Genomic DNA, 19,350 nt, shown 5'->3' with positions numbered 1-19,350 from the left:
GCAGTTTTCCTAAGTTGAGTCTACTACGCTCAACTTTGGATCGGGACTGTTTATTTCCTGCCGGACGCACGAGTTTTCCCACAGCGAACATCCGGGCCGCTGTTCCCATGGACGCGGGGTACCCCTAGGATCGGGCGTGTGACCGGGAGGAAAGGTCCGCCGGCGCGCTCGAGAGACGGGACAGGCAATGAAGAAGTTTGTTGTTCTCTACATCGCCCCGCGGTCTGCCCAGGCCCAGATGGCTGACAGTTCACCGGAAGCCGCGCAGGAGGGCATGAAGGCGTGGATGGAGTGGGCCGGACGCGCGGGCGATGGCATCGTGGACATGGGCAACCCGCTGGGCACCGGAACGGAGATTACCGCTGCCGGATCCTCTGAAGCCACCACCGGGGTGGCGGGTTACGGGATCCTCCAGGCGGAGGACCTCGCCGGCGCAGAAGCCCTTCTGGACGGACACCCGCACCTCATGATGCCGGGAGCCAGCATCCAGGTATACGAATCCCTGGACCTGCCGGGCATGTAGCCCGTCCTCCAGGCTCTTGTCCGTGATAGGCGGACTTGCCGAGGCCGGAGGTCCGCAGCTCCGGACAAGACCCCGGCCGGTCAGGCCTCGTAGACGGCCACGGCGGCGGCCTTGACCACGAAGTGCACGGGCATCCCGGGGACAAGGCCCAGGTCCGCCGAGGCCGCCGGGGTGATGTCCGCCGCGAGCCCGCCTGCACGGACCCGGATCTGGTCGCCGTGCGGCTCCAGGTCAGTGATGGAAACGGGGAAGGAGTTCCGGGGACTGCCGTGCGCATCGGTGGCGAACACGGACACGGCCGACGGCGGGAACACGGCGACGCCGGGCCGGCCGGGCTCGTGCCCCTGGCCGGCATCCTCCAGGTGGCCGGCAACTTCCCTGCCCTGGCTCGTCCGCACGCCGCTGCCCGTCAACGTGCCCGGCATGAAGTTCAGTCCGGCGAGACCAGCGGCGAAAGCACTCCTGGGCCGTTCGAGCACCTGGCGCGTTGGGCCTTCCTCCACGATCCGGCCGCCCTCCAGGATGGCCACCCGGTCCGCGAGCATCAGCGCGTCCAGCACATCGTGCGTAACGATAATGGCCTGCCGCCCGGCGAGGACGCGCTTGAGCAGGCGGCGCAGCATCGGGGCGGAGTGGATATCCAGCGCGGCCAGGGGTTCGTCCAGCAGGAGGAGGGCGGGATTGGCAGCGAGGGCGCGTGCCACGGCAACCCGCTGCGCCTGCCCGCCGGAGAGCTCTGCGGGACGCCGCCCTGCCAGGTCCGCAGCCTCCACTTCCGCCAGCCAGTGCGTGGCATCACGGTTGGCGGCGCGCCTGGCCACCCCGGCGCTCCTCAGCCCGAAGGCTACGTTGTCCAAGGCGCTAAGGTGCGGAAACAGCAGGGCTTCCTGCGCGAGCAGGGCTGCACCCCGGCTGTGCGGCGGGGTCCAGTGGTGATTCGTGTCGTCCAGTTGGAACAGCAGTCGGCCGTCGAGGCGGGCGCGGCCGGTGTCCGGCTTGACGAGGCCCGCGATGCTGGACAGGAGCGTGGACTTGCCGGCCCCGTTGGGCCCCATGACAGCCACAGTTTGTGCTGGCCCCACGTCGAGGGCGACGTCGAAGCCCCGCTCGGCCACGGCTGCCTGGAAGGAGAACGTCACGGAATGGTCCCTCCTGCCGGGACGGGCGCCGTCGTCTGTTCACCCGAAACCTGCCGGGGATTCCCGCGGGCAGGACGCCGGTAGGCAAGCGCCACCACGGCTACCGCCACGGCCACCAGGACCAGGGACAGCGCGACGGCGGCGTCCGGGTCGGTCTCCCGCTGCAGGTAGATCTCCAGCGGCAAAGTCCGGGTCACCCCCTGCAGGCTGCCGGCGAACGTGAGCGTGGCCCCGAACTCACCCAGGCTGCGGGCGAAGGAGAGCACCGCGCCGGACGCGAGGCCGGGCAGCATCAGCGGCAGGGTGACACGGCGGAAGACGACGCCGGGCGGAGCGCCGAGAGTGGCTGCCACGGCCTCGTACCTCTGCCCGCCGGTGCGCAGCGCCCCTTCCAGGCTGACCACCAGGAACGGCAGCGCCACGAAGGTCTGGGCCAGGACCACGGCCGTGGTTGAGAAGGCAATCTGCAGCCCCAGGACATCCAGGGTCCCCCCCAGGAGGCCCTGCCGGCCGAACGTGTACAGCAGCGCAATGCCCCCGACGACGGGCGGCAGCACCAGCGGGAGCAGCACCAGCGAGCGCAGCAGGCCCTGCAGCGGAAACCGTCCGCGCGCCAGCACCAGGGCCAGCGGGACGCCAAGCACGATGCAGAGCGCGGTGCTGGCTACCGAGGTGCGCAGGCTGAGGCCCAGGGCGGTCACCGCGGATTCCGAGGTAATCAACGGCAGGAAGTTGGCCCAGTTGACCCTGGCCACCATGGCCAGCAGCGGAAGGACGATGACCAGGGCGGCCAGGACTGCCAGGGCATAGAGCCAGCGGGGCACGCCGGTATAGGCGGTGCGCGTTTCTGCTCTCGCCATGCGGCGGAGCCAGGCGTCGCGCGGCGGAGTCTTCACGGGGCGCCGGGTCCGAACCCGGCCCGTTCCAGCACCTGCCGGCCTTCAGGGCCGGTGACCAGGTCCACGAACGCGCGGGCGGCTGCGTTCTTCCTGCTTCCCGCCACTGCCGCGATGGGATAGCTGTTGACGGCGTCTCCTGCTTCAGGGAAGGGGACGCTTTCCACCTTGTCCCCCGCCGAACGCACGTCGGTGACGTAGACCAGCCCGGCGTCGGCCTCGCCGGACACCACCTTGCCCAGCACGTCGGTGACGGAGCTTTCCTCGCTGACCGGCCTGAGCTCCGCCCCCTGCTGTTCCGCCACGGCAGCTGCCGCGGCACCGCACGGCACCTGCGGGGCGCACATGACGAGACGGGTACCGGGCCTGGACAGGTCCGCGAAGGAGCTGACGCGCGCAGGGTTTCCGGGCGGGACCGCGATGGCAGGAGTGTTGGTGGCGAAGATCTGCGGTCCGCCGTCCAGGAGCCCGGCATCCTGCAGCTTGTCCATCGTCCTGGTGTCAGCGGAGGCAAAAACGTCCGCCGGAGCACCCTGGCCGATCTGCGTGGCCAGCTCCGACGAACCGGCAAAGCTTAGCGTGACGTCAGTTCCGGGATGCCGGGCCTCGAACATTCCCGCCAGTTGGGTAAAGCTGGATTTCAGCGAGGCGGCCGCGAAGACCGTGAGGGTGCCGGTTTCTTCGTTGATCCCGGCGGACCGAGCGGCATCGCCGCCGGCATCGCCGCTGGCGCACCCGGCGAGCCCGGATGCCAGGATGAGTACCGCCGCCAGCTGGCTTCTCACAGGGCGCCCTTTCCCTGTGGGGTCTCGATGATGACGGTGGTGGCTTTGACGACGGCAGTGGCAACGGAGCCAAGCTCCAGCCCCAGCTCCCGCACTGCCTCGCTGCTCATCAGGGACACCACACGGAACGGTCCGCACTGCAGCTCCACCTGGGCCATGACGCTGTCAGCGGTGATGCCGGTGACCAGCCCGACGAACCTGTTTCGGGCCGAACTGCCCGTGCGGTGGGGGTCGTCGGGCAGCTGCGCCAGCTTCCGGGCATGCCGGGCTAGCTCCAGCCCGTCGACGGCGAGCCGGCCCGAGTCATCCCGCAGCGGGGTAAGGGATCCGTTGTCCGTCCAGCGCCGGACGGTATCGTCACTGACACCGAGGAAGCGCGCGGCCTCGGAAACGCGGATGATGGTCATTTTCCAAGCATAGGGCGCAGATACGGCGTGATTCCCTTCTTTCTTCCGCTTTTTCGAAGATGACGGTTTGGTGGGGGTTCCGCCGAACCGCCGGCCCGCACCACTAGACTTCCTCCATGGCCATCTACATCGACCCGCCACTATGGCCTGCGCACGGCACGCATTTCTCCCACCTGGTCTCCGATACCTCGCTGGCTGAGCTGCATGACTTCGCCGCGTCAGGAGGGATCCCCGAGAGGGCTTTCGACGGCGACCATTACGACGTTCCCGAACGCCGCTTCGATGAACTGGTGGCGGCCGGCGCCGTTCCCGTTGAGGCCCGGATGCTGGTCCGCAAGCTGATTGCCAGCGGCCTCCGGATTCCCGCCAGGCAGCGGAACAAGTCGCTCAAGATGCCGCTGCAGCTCCGCTGGGACGCAATCATGCCCGGCCACGACGCCTTGTTCCTTGATCTGCTGGACCGCTGGAGCGAACCGCACCGCCACTACCACGGATGCACGCATCTGCTCTCCGTGCTCGAATCCCTGGACCTGATCACCGAGCCGGCCGACCCTCCCCGCACCGTTCTCCTGGCCGCCTGGTTCCACGACGCGGTGTACCAGGGGATCCCCGTCCAGGATGAGGAGGAGTCGGCCCGGCTGGCCGAGCACCGCCTGCGCCAGGCCGGCCTGCCGGCCGTCGAGGTGGCTGAGGTGGCGCGTCTGGTCCGGCTGACCGGAGACCACCGCCCGGAAGCAGGAGACGACGGCGGCGCCCTCCTGTGCGATGCCGACCTGTCCGTCCTGGGCGGGGAACCGGACGAATATGCCCGCTACCTGGCTGCAGTCCGGAAGGACTATGCCCACGTGGGCGACGCCGACTTCGCGGCGGGGCGTGCCGCCGTCGTGCGCCACCTGCTGGAACTGGACCCGCTCTTCCACACTGGCCGGGCGAAAGAGCTGTGGCTGGACGCCGCGCACCGGAACCTGAAAGGTGAACTGGAATGAATGCACCCTCCTCCAAGACCCTGCACGTGCATTCGGCGAACACAGCCCACCGGCAGCTTCCTTACACGGTGCGGATGGAATGGGGGCTCGACGGCGCCAGGACAGTCGCGCCCGGGGCGGACCTTGCCGTGGTGGTGGACGTCCTGTCCTTCGGCACGTGCGTGAGCGTCGCCCTTGACCGCGGCGCGGAAGTGTTTCCGTATCCCTGGAAGGACACCAGCGCGGAGGACTTCGCGGCCCACCACAACGCCCAGCTGGCAGGCCCCCGCGACGGCGGCGGGCTCAGCCTGTCCCCGGCCAGCTTCCGGGCCGCCGCTTCCCTGCTGCGGGTGGTCCTGCCCTCCCCAAACGGTTCCGCGCTGTGCCACGTGCTGGCCGGCGAGGTCCCACTCGTGGCCGCGGTGTGCCTGCGGAACGCGGCAGCGACCGCCGAGTGGGTGGCGGCGAACCTTCCGGAGGACGCGGTGATTGCCGTGGTGGCCGCCGGTGAACGGTGGCCGGACGGCACGCTCCGCCCCGCCGTCGAAGACCAGATCGGAGCAGGCGCCTTCATTGCCGGGCTGGCCGCGGCGGGAAAGGGCGGTTATGAGGCGGCGGAAGGCAGGGACGGAAGACACGGCTACGCACCGGAAGCGGAGATGGCAATGGCGGTTTTCGAGGCTGCCGAGCCGCACCTTCGCCAGATGCTGCACAGCTGCTCCAGCGGGCGGGAGCTTGCCGGTGCCGGCTACTTGGGGGACGTTGACATCGCCGCCGAACTGGACGACAGCGATGCCGTGGCCATCCTGGTGGACGGGGCGTTCCGGGCCAGCCCTCCGCGCCGCTGACCTGCGATTCCGGATCCCGGCCCGGCGACCAGGACGGGGAGGCGCAGCCGGAAGGCCCTGGGAAGGCTACCGGTACGCGGCCACGAACGGCGCGTTGGTGGGCACGATCTGCTTGCCGAGCGGCATCAGGGACACCGGAATCAGTTTCAGGTTCGCGATGGCCAGCGGTATGCCGATGATGGTGACGGCCATGGCGAAGGCCGTCACCACATGGCCGATGGCGATCCAGATGCCTGCCACCAGCAGCCAGATCACGTTGCCCAGCATGGCGAAGATGCCCGTGCCGCCCGGCTTGTCCACCACCGTCCGTCCAAAGGGCCACAACGTGTAGGCGGCGATCCGGAACGAGGCGATGCCCCACGGGATGGTAACCACCAGCAGGCAGCAGACCACGCCGGCCAGGAAATAACCCAGGGCAAGCCAGAGGCCGCCAAAAACCAGCCAGATGATGTTGAGCAGCGTCTTCATCCACCCATTGTCCCCCGGCGGGCACCACACAGTGGTGGGGGAATCCCCTGACCGGACCCTGAAAACCGCGGTCCAGAAAGAACCAGCGTCAGACGGTGGCGTCCGCCTTCGCGGCGTGGACGAAGGCGCGGATCTTGGCCAGGTCCTTGACGCCCCGGGACACCTCCACGCCGGAGGACACGTCCACACCCCATGCGTGCGCAGCGGCGGTTGCCTCGCCCACGTTGTCCGGGTCCAGGCCGCCGGCAAGCAGCCAGCTGCGCCCTTGCAGTCCGGGAACACCGGCCATGGCGGAGTAGTCCCAGGACTCACCGGACCCGGGCACCGCAGCGTCAATCAGGAGCAATTCCTCGCCCCAGTCTTCGAACTCTTCCGGGGCCGCACCCATGGTGACGGCCCTGACCAGCTTCATGCCGGCGTCGTGCACGGTGGCAACGTCCTCCCGCGAGCGGGTGCCATGCAGCTGGATCCACTCCAGCCCGGCGGCGCGGGCGATGGCAATGGCGTCGGCAACCGGCTCATGGCGGAAGACGCCGATGGGGGTGACCCGGGCCGGGACCTCCGCCAGAAGCGAGGACACCTGGTGCGGCGAGACAACGCGCGGGCTGGCGGTGAGGACGAAACCTACGGCATCCGCTCCGGAATCAACCGCTTCGCGGACCGATTCAGGGGTACTGAGACCACACACTTTGACGAACATTCCCGGCTCCTTGAGGCTGTTTTCGTGTTGACCCCCCGGAGGAGAGTAGCAGGGAAGGCCCGGGCGCGCGACGGCGGGAAGTCCTGCCGGGAACTAGGCTGGGCTGATGCAGATCATCCGCTTCGCCGAGCTCAAGGCCGAACCCTGGCGCAACGGCGGCGGGGTGACGCGCCAGATTGCCGGCCAGCCTATTGAATCCGCAGGTATTCCGGGACGCGGGGCCGGGGAGGGCGGCCGGGATGCAGGCTGGGACTGGCGCCTGAGCATCGCGGACGTCACCAAGGCCGGCGACTTTTCCCAGTTTCCGGGGACGGAGCGGCTCCTGACGGTGATCGAGGGGGATCTGCTGCTGCTGACCATTGACGGCGCCGAGCATCCGGTGGAGAAGTACAGGCCTTTCCGGTTCGACGGCGGGGCGGCCACCGTGGGGGCACTGCCCACCGGTGACATCCGGAACCTCAATGTCATCACCCGGGCCGGGGCGTACAAGGCCTACACATCCATCGTCGAACTCTCAAAGAAACGCTCCAAGCCCCTGGGGGAGCGGCAGGTGGGGGTGCTCCTGCAGGGGCAGGCGACCGTGGCCGATGAGACGCATGAGCCGGAGGTGCTGGCCCGGTACGACGCCGTGGTGGGCTCGGACAGCGCCAGCCCTGAAGTCCTGGGCCGCGGCTTCCTGGCCGTGGTGTCCATCGACCCCGTGGCGGACTGATCGGCACCGCCGGGAAGGGCAGCCTCGCCTAGGGAAGACGAGCCTTTCCACACTGGTGGGTCCACGCGCCCGTCCCTAGACTCGGGCTATGACCACTTCAACGTTCAATTCGCTCCTGTCCACCCAGATCGCCAACGAGTTCACTGCATCCCAGCAGTACATCGCCGTGGCCACCTGGTTCGCCAACCAGGACCTTCCCCAGCTGGCCAAGTACTTCTACCGCCAGTCCGTGGAGGAGCGGAACCACGCCATGATGATGGTGCAGTACATGCTGGACCGCGACATCCCCTTCACCATTCCCGGGGTCCCGGCCGTCCGCAACGACTTCTCCCAGGTTACCGAGCCGCTGGCCCTTGCCCTCAACCAGGAAAAGGAAGTCACCCGCAACATCGAAGACCTGTTCCGGGCCGCCCGCAGCGAAAACGATGCCCTGGGCGAGCAATTCATGCTGTGGTTCCTCAAGGAGCAGGTGGAGGAGGTGGCGTCCATGACCACGCTGGTGAACATCGCCGAGCGGGCGGACAACCTCTTCGACATCGAGAACTTCATTGCCCGAGAGACCATCGGTGACGGCGGCCGGGACACGGCCGCCCCGGAGGCTGCCGGCGGCGCGCTCTAACCAGCGCTCCCCCAACTGAGTAGCAGCAGATGTCGTTATGAGGGCTCATAACGACATCTGCTGCTACCTACTTGGGCGCGGCTGGTGAAGTTGGCCACCAACGTGGCCAGCCGCCGCCGAACGTTGCTACGCTGGAGGACAAGGCTCCACCCGAGCCTCCGGACGACGGTTCAGTACCCGGAACGCGACAAGACTGGCCAAAGGATCTGTCATGTCGTGGGTAATACTCCTTCTCTCCGGCGCGCTTGAGGCCGTGTGGGCCGCAGCCCTGCACCGTGCCTTCCAAGCTTCGGGCCGCCGCCGGATGGCACCCGCCTTCCTGTTCCTGGTTTCCGTCGCCGCCAGCACCGGCGGCCTGGCCATCGCGATGCAGACCATTCCCACCGGCACCGCCTACGCCGTATGGGTGGGGGTGGGCGTGGTCCTGACCTCCGCCTACGCGATCGCCACCAAAGTGGAACGCCCGACGGCGGCACGGCTGCTCCTGCTGTCCGGCATCGCCGCGTGCGTGGTTGGCCTGAAGGTGGTGGCGTGATGCTGCGGCGTTCCCTTCCCTGGCTGGTACTCCTGGCCTCAGCCGTCCTGGAAGCTGTCTGGGCAACGGCCCTGGGCCTGTCCGACGGCTTCAGCAAACCCCTGCCCACCCTCGTCTTCGTGGTCACCGCCGTGTTGAGCATGCTGGGTTTGGGCCTGGCCATCCGCAGCATCCCGCTGGGCACCGCCTACGCCATTTGGGTAGGAATCGGTGCCGCACTGACGGTGGGCTGGGCGATGGCCACCGGCGTTGAGCCCTTCAGCATCCTGAAACTGTTGTTCATCGCCGGCATTGTGGGTTGCGCCGCCGGGTTGAAGGCGCTCCCGGCCGGGAAGAAGCAGCCTGCCGCCGCCGAACCCGGCGGTCGTACGCGGCCTTCATGACAGGAAACCCGGGGCGGACTCCGCGGGCGGTCTAGGCTTTTGCCATGGACTCCCCCAAGATCTCTGAGGCAATGGACGCCCTCCGGCGCAGAATGCTTCCCGGAACGCGGACCATCCTGGGCGTCGTGGGCGCGCCCGGGTCAGGCAAGTCCACCTTCGCGGCCTGGATCCAGCAGCAATTTGGCCCCGGCACCGCCGTGGTGGTCCCCATGGACGGCTTCCACCTGGGGAACGCCATCATTGACGGCACTCTGCTTCGGCAGCGGAAAGGCGCCATCGACACGTTCGACGCCGGCGGCTACCTTTCGCTGCTGCGGCGCCTCGCCCGCCGGGACGAGGCAGTGGTCTACGCCCCCGAGTTCCGGCGCACCCTTGACGAGCCCGTGGCCGCGTCCATCGCCATCCCGGCCGAGGTACCGCTGGTCATCACCGAAGGGAACTACCTGCTCGCGGAGCAGGAGCCCTGGAAGGAGGTCCGGGCCCAGCTGGACGAGGTCTGGTTCGTGGACACGCCGCAGGAGCTGCGGCTGAGCCGGCTGGTGGAAAGGCACGTTTCATTTGGAATGGAACGGGCGGCAGCAGAAGCGTGGGCGGCCGGGCCTGATGAAGCCAACGCGCGGCTGGTCCAGGCGACCCGTCCGGCCGCAGACCGGGTCATCCCCTGGCACTAGGCCCGACGGAATACAGCGGCCCGGGGCCAGGTTCTTGTGGGACAACTTCAATGACGGGAGCACGTTCATGACTTCACCATCTGTTCACCTCGGCGATGCCCTCCAGGTCAGCGCGCTCGGGTTCGGCGGCATGGCACTCACACCGGTTTATGGGGAGGTTAACCCGTCCGAGGCCCTGCGGACGCTGCATCACGCCGTCGATTCCGGTGTTACCTTCATCGACACAGCGGACATCTACGGCGGTGGCAGCAACGAGGAACTGATCGCTCAGCTCCTGAAGGAGCGGCGGGACGAGGTCCAGGTGGCCACGAAGTTCGGCCTGGTAGGGTCGCCGGCGGACGGGTACACGGACGTCCGGGGCGACGCCGACCATATCCGGCGGGCCGTGGACCGAAGCCTGCAACGGCTGGGTACTGACGTGATCGACCTCTACTACATGCACCGCCGTGACCTCCGCGTTCCGATTGTGGAAACCGTGGAGGCCATGGCGGAGCTTGTACAACAAGGCAAGGTCAAGCACCTGGGATTGTCGGAAGTGACGGCCCAGGAGCTGGAAGAAGCCTCCTCCGTCCACTCCATTGCGGCGGTCCAGAGTGAATGGTCCATCTGGAGCCGCGACGTGGAACGCAACGTTGTTCCTGCCGCGGCCGCCCTGGGAACGGGTTTTGTCCCGTACTCGCCGCTGGGCCGGGGATTCCTCACCGGCACTGTTGACGCCTCGAACCTGGGGGACAAAGACTTCCGGCGCCGGATCCCCCGCTTCGCCCCGGACGCTGCCAGCGCCAACGAGGCAGTGGTGGCCACCGTCCGATCGGTGGCGGAGGAGCTCGGCGCGACACCCGCCCAGGTGGCGCTGGCCTGGCTGCTCGCCCAGGGCAAACTGCTGGGCCTGCCCGTCGTCCCCATCCCCGGCACCCGCAAAACGCACCGGATCGACGAAAACCTCGGAGCGCTCGCCCTGGAACTGACCCCTGGCCAGCTGGACGCACTGGGCGAAGCTTCGGACGCCGTCGTCGGCTCCCGCTCCGCCGATCCCAACTGGGTGTCTGAGGGCCGCGAAAGCGCGTCCCTGGACTGAAGCCATGGACTCACTCCTTCACGACCTGCCAGCCCTGACCATCCGGCGGATCTCCGTCAGCGGGATGGACAACAACGTGTACCTGCTAACCGCCAAAGCCAGCGGCGAACAGGTGCTGATCGACGCCGCTGACGACCTTCCGGCCATCCGTCAACTGCTGCAGGACTCCGCCGCCGATACGTCCGCTGGGCCCCGGCTTGCGCTGATCGCCACGACCCACCAGCACTGGGACCACGTCCGGGCATTGAAGGAGCTGGTGGCGGCCACCGGTGTCCCCACCGTTGCAGGAGCGGACGACGCCGACGCGCTGCCTGTTCCGGTGGACCGGCGCCTTGGGCATGGGGACAAGGTTGCCGTGGACGGGTTCGAGTTGTCGGCTGTCCATTTGCGCGGACACACGCCCGGCTCGATCGCTTTTGTGTACCAGGACCCGGAGGGCGCGGTTCACATCTTCTCCGGCGACTCGCTCTTTCCCGGCGGCGTGGGCAACACGCAGAAGGATCCGGAGCGGTTCACCCAGCTGCTGTCGGACGTGACGGAGCGGCTGTTCGGCGCCTACCCCGATGCCGCCGTCGTGCATCCCGGCCATGGAAAGCCGACGACGCTCGGCGCCGAGCGGCCACACCTTAAGGAGTGGCGCGCCCGGGGCTGGTGATCCTAGCGGCCGCGGCGTTCGTTCGATGCCGGAGCCGAAGCGCGGCGGGGACCGCTGCGGGCCGGACGGCCTGAGCCGCCGCCGTTACCGGCGTAGGATCCGCCGGACGTTCCACCGGTGTTGGAGGACCAGACAGCCTTGCTGCCGCCCGCGTTCGACGCACCTGCACTTGAGCGCTGGCCGCCGGAGCGGCCCGCACCTGCAGCTGCGCGCTGGCCGGTGGCCGGGCGCCCCGAGCGCTGCCCGCCGGAAGCGGGACGGCCGGAGCCACCGCGGGGAGCGTCGCTGCGGGTGATGCGGGAATCGGTGCGGGCGTCGGCGCTGCGTCCGTCAGAACCCCGGCCTGCCGATGCCCGGCCGCCTGCGGCAGGAACGTCGTTGCGGTGGGCGTTACCGGTGGTGCCACGGCCGCGGGCATTACGCCGTGCAGCCGCAGCCGCAATGGCACGGTCCTCGTTCTGCTCGCGGACGAAGTCCGCCGCGGCGCGGGCTTCAGTACGTCCCTCGAAGGTTGCGGCGCGCCGCTCGGCGCGCGGAACGTCAGTGCGGACGGGTTCGGCGGAAACCTTGCCGCGGCCTCCGCGTCCGCCGCGGCCTCCCGCAACCGGGGAAGCCTGGCGGCGGGCACGCTTGCGCTCCGCGTTTGCTCCGGTGGAGGTGCCACCGCCCTGCTTCTGGGCCTTGGCTGCCAGCAGTGCGGCGCGGGTGCGGGGGTCCACCTTGTCCGCGATGTCGCCCACCAGCTCCGAGACGATGGGCGAGTTGGCCGTGACGCGTTCGAAGTTCACGTCCACGCCGGCGGCCTTCATCAGCTTCTTGACGTCGGTCTGCTGCTCCGGGAGGGTCAACGTGACCACGGTGCCGTCGGAACCGGCACGGGCGGTACGGCCCGAGCGGTGCAGGTACGCCTTGTGCTCGGTGGGCGGGTCAACATGGATGACCAGTTCGACGTCGTCCACGTGCACGCCGCGGGCCGCGACATCGGTGGCCACCAGGACGCGCACCTCGCCGGAGGAGAACTCTGCCAGGTTGCGGTCACGGGCGTTCTGCGACAGGTTGCCGTGCAGGTCCACGGCGGGGATCCCGGCGTCGGTCAGGGTCTTGGCGAGCTTGCGGGCGTGGTGCTTGGTCCGCATGAAGAGGACGCGGCGGCCGGCGCCGGATGCGAGCTCCACGATCAGTTGCTTCTTGACCGTCTGGTCGTTGACCACCAGCACATGGTGCTCCATGGTGGTCACCGCGGCCTGCGGATCGTCCACCGAGTGGGTGAGCGGGTTGGAGAGGTAGCGTTGGACGATCTTGTCCACGCCGTTGTCCAGGGTGGCCGAGAAGAGCAGGCGCTGCCCCTGGCTGGGCGTCATGTCCATAAGCTTCTTCACCACGGGCAGGAAGCCGAGGTCGGCCATGTGGTCAGCCTCGTCCAGGACGGTGATCTCCACGGCTTCGAGGGTGAGGATGCGCTGGCGGATGAGGTCCTCCAGGCGGCCCGGGCAGGCGATGACGATGTCGACGCCGGCGCGCAGCGCCTTCTCCTGGCGCGCCTGGGAGATGCCGCCGTAAATCACGGTGGTGTTCAGGCCCACGGCCTTGGCCAGCGGCTCGATGGTGGCGTTGATCTGCGTTGCCAGTTCACGGGTGGGGGCAAGGACCAGGCCCATGGGGCGGCCGGGCTTGCGGAAGTACGGGGCTTCGCGCTCGGCCAGGCGGGCCACCAGCGGGATGGCGAAGGCAATGGTCTTGCCGGAGCCGGTCCGGCCGCGGCCCAGGACGTCCCGGCCGGACAGGGTGTCCGGCAGGGTCTTCACCTGGATGGGGAACGGGGATTCGATTCCCTGCGCGGCGAGGGTTTCGGCGAGGGCTTTGGGCGTGCCGAGGGCAGCAAAAGTAGTCAAGTCAAAAGGTCTTTCAGGCGGTATCCATGCGGATATCGGGCCCCCGGTGCCGGTTGGCCCAGGGGTTTCGCCGAAGAAAATTCAGGTGATCAACCAGCCTGCTGCCGCTTATTCAAAGCGACGGCCGGGACCAAATGGAACGCGTTCATCGACGCAGGATGTGCCTCTCACATGAAAAAAGCCCAGACCCGTTATGAAGGGAACCTCGATAAAGGAACCTTCACAAAAGAAAACCTGGGCATCACTGCACATCAAGTTCCACCAGTCTAGCATCCTTCGCCCCCTTCCCCTTCCCGGCTCTCCCGCTGGCGGGCATTGACGCCCCCGGCGGCATGTCAGGCGCCGTGCCTGCCAGCCGCATGGAGGCGTTGCCTAAGCCGCCGCGGCAGGGCAGTGTTGAGGCATGAGCGAACAGGCGGCGCACCACCACGACAGGCACGACGGGGGTGCCTCCCCGGACACCGGTACCGGCGGCCCCGGCAGCGGTATCCGCGGCGACGACGCCGCCTCGATCTGGGACGAAAGGTACCGGACCAAACCACAGATATGGAGCGGCAAACCGAACCCGCAACTGGTGCGGGAGGCCGGAGGGTTGCGGCCCGGCAAGGCGCTGGACCTCGGCTGCGGCGAAGGGGCCGACGCCATCTGGCTGGCGCAGCAGGGCTGGACCGTGACCGCCGTCGACGTTTCCGCCGTCGCGCTGGAACGTGCGCAATCCCACGAGAAGGCTGCGCTGGCGAGGGAGAGCGTGCACGCGGCTGAGGGCGCCATTGCCAGCCGGATCACCTGGCAGCAGGCCGACCTGGAGCAGTGGCAGCCCGAGGGGCACTTCGACCTGGTGACCTCACAGTTCCTGCACTCGCAGGAACTCGCCTGGCAGGGGCCGCTGCGGACGGCGACTGCAGCGGTCAAGCCCGGCGGAACCCTGCTGGTGGTGGGCCACCATCCGGACCGGCTCCCGCCGTGGGGCGCCGGCCACCACAACCACAGGGAGATGTTCTACACCGGCGATGAACTGGTCCGCGAACTGGGGCTGGACAGCCCCGGGTGGCAGCTTGAGGTCCTCACCAGCCGTGAGCGCCCGGTGACGGGACCGGAAGGCCAGCACGCCACCATCGCCGATGTCGTCCTTCGAGCCACGCGGCTGAGCTAAAGCCCTACGGGTTCCTGCTGGTGACCCTCGGCGCAACGAAAGCCGCGGCGACGGCAACCACGGCGGCAAGGCCGAAGACGCCGGCAAAGGACGCCGCCGTCGTCGTGAATGCCGCGAAGACGATGCCGGTCGTGGCCAGCGCAAGCGCCCCGCCCAGCGAGTCGGAGATGGACATTGCGGAACTGTTGAAGCCCTCGTCGTCGTTGGTGGACAGGGCCAGGGTCATGACGCTTAGCCGTGGGTAGAGAAGGCCCATGCCGCCGCCGGCAAAGATCCAGCCGGCGATGGCGACTGCGGCCGGCCAGTGCAGCGCGGTGGTGGCCAGGGCGAGCAGCACCGCTCCCAGGACCATCAGCGCCCCGGTCCTCACGGCACCACGGTGGGACAGCCGGGCGCCCAGGCGGCCCTGCACGGCTGACGCCCCAGCCCAGGCAAGGGCACCGCCGGTGAGGGTGAGCCCGGCGAAGGTTGGTGAAAAGGCGTACTGCTCGACCAGCAGGTACGGCAGGTACACCTCGGCGCCGAAGAACGCGGCCGAGGCGAGCCCGCGTGCCAGGATGACGCTCGGCAGGCCGCGCCGGGCGAGGAGGGTGCCGCGGGGAACCAGCGGGCGGACGGCCAGCAGCGCCAGAACGAGGGCGGCAACGGCCAGCAGCGCAGTGGCTGCGGGAAACCCCGGGATGCGCGCTTCCGCGGACAGGTTCAGCCCCAGCACTGCCGCCGCGGCGAGCGCCGCCCACGCGAGCCGGTCCACTGCCCAGGGGATTTCTGCGGTTCCTGCCGGCGGGCGGGCCATCCCGCGCAGGACGGGCGCGATCATCAGCAGGGCCGGAATGACCAGCCCGACTACACCCAGGAATACCCAGTGCCAACTGAAGACCTGCGCCACGATCCCGGCGGCGAACGGGCCCACAAGGGACGGGATCACCCAGGCTGCGGAAAACGCGGCAAATATCTTCGGATGCAGCATGCCTGGGTAGATCCGGGCCACCAGGACATACAGGGCCACGGTGAGGGCTCCACCGCCCAGGCCCTGGACCAGCCGGCCCGAAACGAGCATCGGCATGGTGGCTGAGGTGCCGGCAATCAGCAGGCCCAGCACGAACAGCCCCACGGACGCGTAAAGTGGCGCCGCCGGTCCTCGCCGGTCGGACCAGTTGCCGGCGGCCACCATGCCGATGACGCCGGTGGCCAGCGGACCGGCAAAGGCCAGGGCGTACAGGGCGGCGCCGTCCAGCTCGCGGCTGACCAGGGGCATGATGGTGGTCACCGCGAGCGATTCGAACGCGGCGAGGAACACCAGGGCACAGGTGCCGGTCGTGACCCACAGGTACGGCCGCTGCAGGATGCCTGCGGCCGTATGGGCGGCGGGAAGGGTGGAATCGGGCACGGTCACCGCCCTAACCGACGTACCTGTCGCGGCCCGCACGGTAACCGAAGACGGCGGCCAGCAGGCCCACCGTCAGGAACAGGACGCCGGCGGCCGCAAAGGACCCGGTGACCTGGTGGAGCTGCCCGACCATCAGGGTCCCGGTGGAGCCCAACCCGTACCCCACGCCCTGCATCATTCCGGACAAGTGCGCGGCCGTGTGCCCGTCCCGGGTGCGCAGCATGATCATGGTCAGCGCCACCGCCGTCAGGCTGCCCTGCCCCAGCCCCAACAGGCCTGCCCACACCCACACGAGGTCCAGGGGCCCGAAGATGCAGAGCGCGAATCCGGTGCCCGTCATCAGCGCAACCACGGTGTTGAGGGCCCGCTGTTCCCGGAACGTGGCCGCCAGCGCCGGTGCAAACAGCGAGCCAAGCATCTGCAGCACGATGCTGGCCGATACGATCAGGCCGGCGGTTCCGCCGTCCACGCCGCGTTCCCGGAGGATGGGCGCCAGCCAGGCGAAGACGCTGAAGGACATCATGGCCTGCAGCACCATGAAGAGGGTCACCTGCCACGCCACCGCCGACCGCCACACGTTCACGCCGTCCTTGGCGGCCTGATGCCGTACGGGCCGCTGGCGGACGGCCACGGGAAGGAACAGGAGAAGGACGACGGCGGCGGGCAGGGCCCAGAACCCCAGGGCCAGGGTCCACTCCCCCGTCGCCGTGTAAACCGGGTACGTGAAGCCCGCCCCGAGTGCGGCGGACGCACAGATCGCCGTGGTGTAGAGCCCGCCCATGAGGCCCAGCCGGTGCGGAAAGTCGCGTTTCACCAAGCCGGGAAGGAGGACGTTGCAGAGGGCAATGGCGGCACCGCAGCACGCCGTCCCGGCGAGGAGTGCAGGCAGATGGCCGGCGGCGGGTATCCCTGTGTCCACCGGGCGCAGCAGCAGCCCTGCCGTCAGGACAGCCATGGCGCCGAGCAGGACGCGTTCGGCACCAAACCTGCGGGCCAGCACCGGGGCAAGCGGGGCGAACACGCCGAGCAGCGTCACCGGAACGGTGGTCAACACCACAACAGCCCACCCGGGCAGCGACCCCTGCGAGCTTGCCTCCGGGAGCACCGCGGAAAAGCTGGAGAAGACGGTCCGCAGGTTGAGCCCGACCAGCACCAGGCACAGGCCGAGGTAGGCAAGCTGCCGCCGGCTTCCGACCCGCGTTGGTCCCGGCGCGGGGGACTCGTCAATTTCGGCGTCGACCAACGTCCCGGGCTGGGACCTGGCGTGCCGGTCCGGCCCCACCGGCTCCCTGTGCCGCTGCTTCCTTGCCCCGGCGTTCGTCGCTTCCGTCACCCGCCCATTCTTGCAGGAGCGGCCGGCGGCAGGGTTGTCCACGTACATCGGCCACGTGCACCGTTGGCCGGACTCACCGCTGATTGCTCCGGCTGCGCAGCGCGGCGCCTTTGCACCCCGGTATTCTTGAAGGGATGAGTGAATCCCCGGAAACCCCCCAGCAGCCGCATGTTTCGAGGCCGGTCACGCCCGGAACGCAGGCTTCCTTCGGCACCTACGGCGGCCGGCCTGTCAGCTTCGTGCGCCGTGGCACCCGGCTGCAGGGCCGCCGCCAGGCGGCCTGGGAAGAGCACGCAGAACGGTGGGCGGTCAACGTCCCCCGGCACGTCGCCAACACCTCTGTCCACCCGGATTACACGTTCGACGCCGAGGCGGAGTTCGGCCGCAAGGCACCCATCATCGTGGAAATCGGCTCCGGCTTGGGTGACGCCATCTGCCACGCCGCCGAGCAGAACCCGGACACGGACTTCCTTGCCGTGGAGGTCTACACCCCCGGCCTTGCCAACACCATCATCAAGATCAACAGCCGCGGGCTCAGCAATGTCCGCGTCGTGGAAGCCAACGCTCCCGAGGTGCTGGCCACCATGCTGCCGGCAGGGTCGGTGGACGAACTGTGGGTCTTTTTCCCCGACCCCTGGCACAAGTCGCGGCACCACAAGCGCCGCCTGATCCAACCCGACTTCGCCACGCTGGCTGCACGTGCACTGAAGCCGGGCGGGTTGTGGCGGATCGCCACGGACTGGTCCAACTACGCCATCCACGTCCGTGACGTCCTGGCGGAATCCCCGGAATTCGAGAACCTGCACACCGGCGAGCGCCGCGGGCCGGAGAGCCCGCTCACCCAGGTCTGGCAATCCGGCGTCGAAACCGTGGTGGGCGGCGCGCCTGTCCGCGAGGGCCGGGCACCCGTAAGCACGGAACACACCGGCCCCAACCAGGGCATCGATGAAACCGGCGGCTGGGCACCGCGGTTCGAGGGCAGGATCCGGACCAGCTTCGAAGCGAAAGCCCACGAGGCCGGGCGGCTGATCTTCGACCTCTGCTACCGCCGGCGGTAGCGCCGGACCACCAGAGGAGTCAGCCACGCTGGCTGACGTCAGCGCCGTAAAAAGTCATGCTGGTCCCCCGGGGAAATGAGCGGTGCCTGTCCAATCGCTGCTGCTCCTGCTTGCATCGCCGCAGGCACCACAGGGTGAAACTGCATGTCAGCGGCGTGGACCGGCCAGCACCGGGCAGTCCGCCGTCGAACCTAACGGGGCCGGCGGGTACTGTTCCGGGCAACGCCGGCGTGGGACGATTGCGTTTGTGTGGGGCACGCACACCAGTGAACCACCGCGCGGTAGTTGCGCACGCACAAAGGAACAGTCATCAAAAGAGAACTGAAGCAGGCCGTGGACGCGGCAGAGAACGTCACCAACTCGCGAACACTGGAACTGCTGGCCAGGGCAGGGTTTGCGGCGAGCGGCATCTTGCATCTGCTGGTGGGTGCCATCGCCATCCGGCTGGCCATGGGCGGCACCGGCAACGCGGACTTCAGCGGGGCCGTGGCGGAACTTTCCACCCAGCCGGCCGGGCCCTTCCTGCTGTGGGCGAGCTTCTCGGCCTGCGCGGCGCTGGCGCTGTGGCAGACCAGTGACGCCATCTTCGACTACAACCGCCTTCCCGCCAAGGAAAAGGCCGGGAGAAAGGCAAAAGCGGGGGCGCAGGCGTTGGTGTTCGCCGGACTGGCGCTGACGCTGTTGTCCTTCGCCAGGGGCACGGGCTCGGGCGGGGACAACCAGCAGGCCGCCAGCGACATGACCGTCAACCTCATGAAAGCCCCCGGCGGCGTGGCCCTGCTGGTGCTGCTGGGGGCGGCAATCGCCGTGACGGGGGTGGGGTATGCCATCCGCGGCCTGCGGAAATCATTCGAAAAGCATCTGGTGATGCCGGCCAACAACACGGCGGGAACCGCCGTCACAGTGCTGGGGGTGACCGGGTATGTGGCCAAGGGCGCTGTGCTGCTCCTGACCGGCCTGCTGATTGCCATCGCCACCTTGCAGGCCCACCCCGAAAATTCAACCGGCCTGGACGGCGGGCTCCGCGCCCTCCGCGACCAGCCACTGGGGGTCTACCTGCTGGCTGCCGTCGGCGCCGGGCTGGTCTGCTACGGGGCGTTCATGATCGTCCGGGCGCGGCTGGCCAGGATGACGCAATAA

22 protein-coding genes and 1 riboswitch are annotated in these 19,350 nt (G+C 68.6%); of the genes, 13 read left to right on the top strand and 9 right to left on the bottom strand.

Annotated features, from left to right (window positions below):
- Nucleotides 1–187: 187 nt before the first annotated feature.
- Nucleotides 188–523 (top strand): hypothetical protein, encoded by a 336-nt coding sequence (locus AC5RUU_RS13020; protein WP_493975621.1) that lies wholly within the window; start codon nucleotides 188–190, stop codon nucleotides 521–523.
- 80 nt (nucleotides 524–603) lie between these two features.
- Here AC5RUU_RS13020 and AC5RUU_RS13015 read toward each other — a convergent pair whose 3' ends face one another.
- From AC5RUU_RS13015 to AC5RUU_RS13000, 4 genes are read right to left on the bottom strand one after another with little or no spacing between them, the layout of a single operon-like run.
- On the bottom strand, nucleotides 604–1,662 hold the full coding sequence (locus AC5RUU_RS13015; RefSeq protein ID WP_493975620.1) for a sulfate/molybdate ABC transporter ATP-binding protein: 1,059 nt from the start codon (nucleotides 1,660–1,662) through the stop codon (nucleotides 604–606).
- Entirely contained in the window at nucleotides 1,659–2,522 is an 864-nt protein-coding gene (locus AC5RUU_RS13010; RefSeq protein WP_493975619.1) for an ABC transporter permease, read from the bottom strand. The genes AC5RUU_RS13015 and AC5RUU_RS13010 overlap by 4 nt, the downstream gene beginning before the upstream one ends.
- 32 nt (nucleotides 2,523–2,554) lie before the next feature.
- Nucleotides 2,555–3,343: a molybdate ABC transporter substrate-binding protein gene (gene modA, locus AC5RUU_RS13005; RefSeq protein WP_493975618.1), complete on the bottom strand. Its 789-nt coding sequence runs from the start codon at nucleotides 3,341–3,343 to the stop codon at nucleotides 2,555–2,557.
- Nucleotides 3,340–3,750 (bottom strand): TOBE domain-containing protein, encoded by a 411-nt coding sequence (locus tag AC5RUU_RS13000; RefSeq protein ID WP_493975617.1) that lies wholly within the window; start codon nucleotides 3,748–3,750, stop codon nucleotides 3,340–3,342. Before AC5RUU_RS13000 ends, modA begins: the two co-directional genes overlap by 4 nt.
- A gap of 116 nt (nucleotides 3,751–3,866) precedes the next feature.
- On the opposite strand from AC5RUU_RS13000, the gene AC5RUU_RS12995 reads away from it, so the two are divergent.
- The gene (locus AC5RUU_RS12995) at nucleotides 3,867–4,736 is read left to right on the top strand and encodes a DUF4031 domain-containing protein (protein WP_493975616.1); all 870 of its coding nucleotides are present in this window, start codon (nucleotides 3,867–3,869) and stop codon (nucleotides 4,734–4,736) included.
- Nucleotides 4,733–5,563 (top strand): 2-phosphosulfolactate phosphatase, encoded by an 831-nt coding sequence (locus tag AC5RUU_RS12990; RefSeq protein WP_493975615.1) that lies wholly within the window; start codon nucleotides 4,733–4,735, stop codon nucleotides 5,561–5,563. The genes AC5RUU_RS12995 and AC5RUU_RS12990 overlap by 4 nt, the downstream gene beginning before the upstream one ends.
- Nucleotides 5,564–5,629: 66 nt before the next feature.
- Here AC5RUU_RS12990 and AC5RUU_RS12985 read toward each other — a convergent pair whose 3' ends face one another.
- Complete coding sequence (locus AC5RUU_RS12985) at nucleotides 5,630–6,031, bottom strand: YccF domain-containing protein (RefSeq protein ID WP_493975614.1); 402 nt, start codon at nucleotides 6,029–6,031, stop codon at nucleotides 5,630–5,632.
- An 88-nt stretch (nucleotides 6,032–6,119) separates the two neighbouring features.
- Nucleotides 6,120–6,731 carry a phosphoribosylanthranilate isomerase gene (locus AC5RUU_RS12980; protein ID WP_493975613.1) on the bottom strand — a complete coding sequence of 204 codons (612 nt, stop codon included), beginning with the start codon at nucleotides 6,729–6,731 and terminating at the stop codon, nucleotides 6,120–6,122.
- A gap of 106 nt (nucleotides 6,732–6,837) precedes the next feature.
- Here AC5RUU_RS12980 and AC5RUU_RS12975 point away from each other — a divergent pair, with 106 nt between their 5' ends.
- The 7 genes from AC5RUU_RS12975 (at nucleotide 6,838) to AC5RUU_RS12945 (ending at nucleotide 11,384) form a co-directional block, all read left to right on the top strand.
- Complete coding sequence (locus tag AC5RUU_RS12975; RefSeq protein ID WP_493975612.1) at nucleotides 6,838–7,443, top strand: HutD/Ves family protein; 606 nt, start codon at nucleotides 6,838–6,840, stop codon at nucleotides 7,441–7,443.
- Between the two features lie 88 nt (nucleotides 7,444–7,531).
- The gene (locus AC5RUU_RS12970; RefSeq protein ID WP_493975611.1) at nucleotides 7,532–8,062 is read left to right on the top strand and encodes a ferritin; all 531 of its coding nucleotides are present in this window, start codon (nucleotides 7,532–7,534) and stop codon (nucleotides 8,060–8,062) included.
- 137 nt (nucleotides 8,063–8,199) lie between these two features.
- Nucleotides 8,200–8,264: riboswitch (guanidine-III (ykkC-III) riboswitch) on the top strand.
- A 9-nt stretch (nucleotides 8,265–8,273) separates the two neighbouring features.
- Nucleotides 8,274–8,597 (top strand): DMT family transporter, encoded by a 324-nt coding sequence (locus tag AC5RUU_RS12965; protein WP_493975610.1) that lies wholly within the window; start codon nucleotides 8,274–8,276, stop codon nucleotides 8,595–8,597.
- Nucleotides 8,597–8,980, top strand: coding sequence for a DMT family transporter (locus AC5RUU_RS12960; RefSeq protein WP_493975706.1), 384 nt, complete (start codon nucleotides 8,597–8,599; stop codon nucleotides 8,978–8,980). Before AC5RUU_RS12965 ends, AC5RUU_RS12960 begins: the two co-directional genes overlap by 1 nt.
- 44 nt (nucleotides 8,981–9,024) lie before the next feature.
- Nucleotides 9,025–9,651: a nucleoside/nucleotide kinase family protein gene (locus tag AC5RUU_RS12955; protein ID WP_493975609.1), complete on the top strand. Its 627-nt coding sequence runs from the start codon at nucleotides 9,025–9,027 to the stop codon at nucleotides 9,649–9,651.
- Between the two features lie 67 nt (nucleotides 9,652–9,718).
- Nucleotides 9,719–10,729, top strand: coding sequence for an aldo/keto reductase (locus AC5RUU_RS12950; protein ID WP_493975608.1), 1,011 nt, complete (start codon nucleotides 9,719–9,721; stop codon nucleotides 10,727–10,729).
- Nucleotides 10,730–10,733: 4 nt separating this feature from the next.
- A complete protein-coding gene (locus AC5RUU_RS12945; RefSeq protein ID WP_493975607.1) occupies nucleotides 10,734–11,384 on the top strand; it encodes an MBL fold metallo-hydrolase in 651 nt (216 codons plus the stop codon).
- A gap of 2 nt (nucleotides 11,385–11,386) precedes the next feature.
- Here the strand turns inward: AC5RUU_RS12945 and AC5RUU_RS12940 are convergent, their stop codons facing one another.
- Nucleotides 11,387–13,276, bottom strand: coding sequence for a DEAD/DEAH box helicase (locus AC5RUU_RS12940; protein ID WP_493975606.1), 1,890 nt, complete (start codon nucleotides 13,274–13,276; stop codon nucleotides 11,387–11,389).
- Nucleotides 13,277–13,679: 403 nt separating this feature from the next.
- On the opposite strand from AC5RUU_RS12940, the gene AC5RUU_RS12935 reads away from it, so the two are divergent.
- Nucleotides 13,680–14,429 carry a class I SAM-dependent methyltransferase gene (locus tag AC5RUU_RS12935; RefSeq protein ID WP_493975605.1) on the top strand — a complete coding sequence of 250 codons (750 nt, stop codon included), beginning with the start codon at nucleotides 13,680–13,682 and terminating at the stop codon, nucleotides 14,427–14,429.
- A 4-nt stretch (nucleotides 14,430–14,433) separates the two neighbouring features.
- Here AC5RUU_RS12935 and AC5RUU_RS12930 read toward each other — a convergent pair whose 3' ends face one another.
- Both AC5RUU_RS12930 and AC5RUU_RS12925 read right to left on the bottom strand, forming a co-directional pair.
- Nucleotides 14,434–15,819, bottom strand: coding sequence for an MFS transporter (locus tag AC5RUU_RS12930; RefSeq protein WP_493975604.1), 1,386 nt, complete (start codon nucleotides 15,817–15,819; stop codon nucleotides 14,434–14,436).
- A 10-nt stretch (nucleotides 15,820–15,829) separates the two neighbouring features.
- Nucleotides 15,830–17,152 (bottom strand): MFS transporter, encoded by a 1,323-nt coding sequence (locus AC5RUU_RS12925; RefSeq protein WP_493975603.1) that lies wholly within the window; start codon nucleotides 17,150–17,152, stop codon nucleotides 15,830–15,832.
- A gap of 134 nt (nucleotides 17,153–17,286) precedes the next feature.
- Between AC5RUU_RS12925 and trmB the strand changes: the two genes are divergently transcribed.
- Together trmB and AC5RUU_RS12915 are read left to right on the top strand one after the other, a co-directional pair.
- Nucleotides 17,287–18,210, top strand: a complete 924-nt coding sequence (trmB, locus tag AC5RUU_RS12920; RefSeq protein ID WP_493975602.1) for a tRNA (guanosine(46)-N7)-methyltransferase TrmB — start codon at nucleotides 17,287–17,289, stop codon at nucleotides 18,208–18,210.
- A 333-nt stretch (nucleotides 18,211–18,543) separates the two neighbouring features.
- Nucleotides 18,544–19,350 (top strand): DUF1206 domain-containing protein, encoded by an 807-nt coding sequence (locus tag AC5RUU_RS12915; RefSeq protein ID WP_493975601.1) that lies wholly within the window; start codon nucleotides 18,544–18,546, stop codon nucleotides 19,348–19,350.

The organism is Arthrobacter sp. K4-10C (genome assembly GCF_059090085.1).
Note: the sequence above shows the minus strand (reverse complement) of the source record. Positions and strands in the feature narration are given on the sequence as shown.

Excerpts from the sequence above, each read along its gene's own strand:
- AC5RUU_RS13020 (WP_493975621.1), top strand. The coding sequence starts at position 188 with ATGAAGAAGTTTGTTGTTCTCTACATCGCCCCGCGGTCTGCCCAGGCC.
- AC5RUU_RS13010 (WP_493975619.1), bottom strand. The coding sequence starts at position 2,522 with ATGGCGAGAGCAGAAACGCGCACCGCCTATACCGGCGTGCCCCGCTGG.
- AC5RUU_RS13000 (WP_493975617.1), bottom strand. The coding sequence starts at position 3,750 with ATGACCATCATCCGCGTTTCCGAGGCCGCGCGCTTCCTCGGTGTCAGT.
- AC5RUU_RS12995 (WP_493975616.1), top strand. The coding sequence starts at position 3,867 with ATGGCCATCTACATCGACCCGCCACTATGGCCTGCGCACGGCACGCAT.
- AC5RUU_RS12990 (WP_493975615.1), top strand. The coding sequence starts at position 4,733 with ATGAATGCACCCTCCTCCAAGACCCTGCACGTGCATTCGGCGAACACA.
- AC5RUU_RS12985 (WP_493975614.1), bottom strand. The coding sequence starts at position 6,031 with ATGAAGACGCTGCTCAACATCATCTGGCTGGTTTTTGGCGGCCTCTGG.
- AC5RUU_RS12980 (WP_493975613.1), bottom strand. The coding sequence starts at position 6,731 with ATGTTCGTCAAAGTGTGTGGTCTCAGTACCCCTGAATCGGTCCGCGAA.
- AC5RUU_RS12975 (WP_493975612.1), top strand. The coding sequence starts at position 6,838 with ATGCAGATCATCCGCTTCGCCGAGCTCAAGGCCGAACCCTGGCGCAAC.
- AC5RUU_RS12970 (WP_493975611.1), top strand. The coding sequence starts at position 7,532 with ATGACCACTTCAACGTTCAATTCGCTCCTGTCCACCCAGATCGCCAAC.
- AC5RUU_RS12965 (WP_493975610.1), top strand. The coding sequence starts at position 8,274 with ATGTCGTGGGTAATACTCCTTCTCTCCGGCGCGCTTGAGGCCGTGTGG.
- AC5RUU_RS12960 (WP_493975706.1), top strand. The coding sequence starts at position 8,597 with ATGCTGCGGCGTTCCCTTCCCTGGCTGGTACTCCTGGCCTCAGCCGTC.
- AC5RUU_RS12955 (WP_493975609.1), top strand. The coding sequence starts at position 9,025 with ATGGACTCCCCCAAGATCTCTGAGGCAATGGACGCCCTCCGGCGCAGA.
- AC5RUU_RS12950 (WP_493975608.1), top strand. The coding sequence starts at position 9,719 with ATGACTTCACCATCTGTTCACCTCGGCGATGCCCTCCAGGTCAGCGCG.
- AC5RUU_RS12945 (WP_493975607.1), top strand. The coding sequence starts at position 10,734 with ATGGACTCACTCCTTCACGACCTGCCAGCCCTGACCATCCGGCGGATC.
- AC5RUU_RS12935 (WP_493975605.1), top strand. The coding sequence starts at position 13,680 with ATGAGCGAACAGGCGGCGCACCACCACGACAGGCACGACGGGGGTGCC.
- trmB (WP_493975602.1), top strand. The coding sequence starts at position 17,287 with ATGAGTGAATCCCCGGAAACCCCCCAGCAGCCGCATGTTTCGAGGCCG.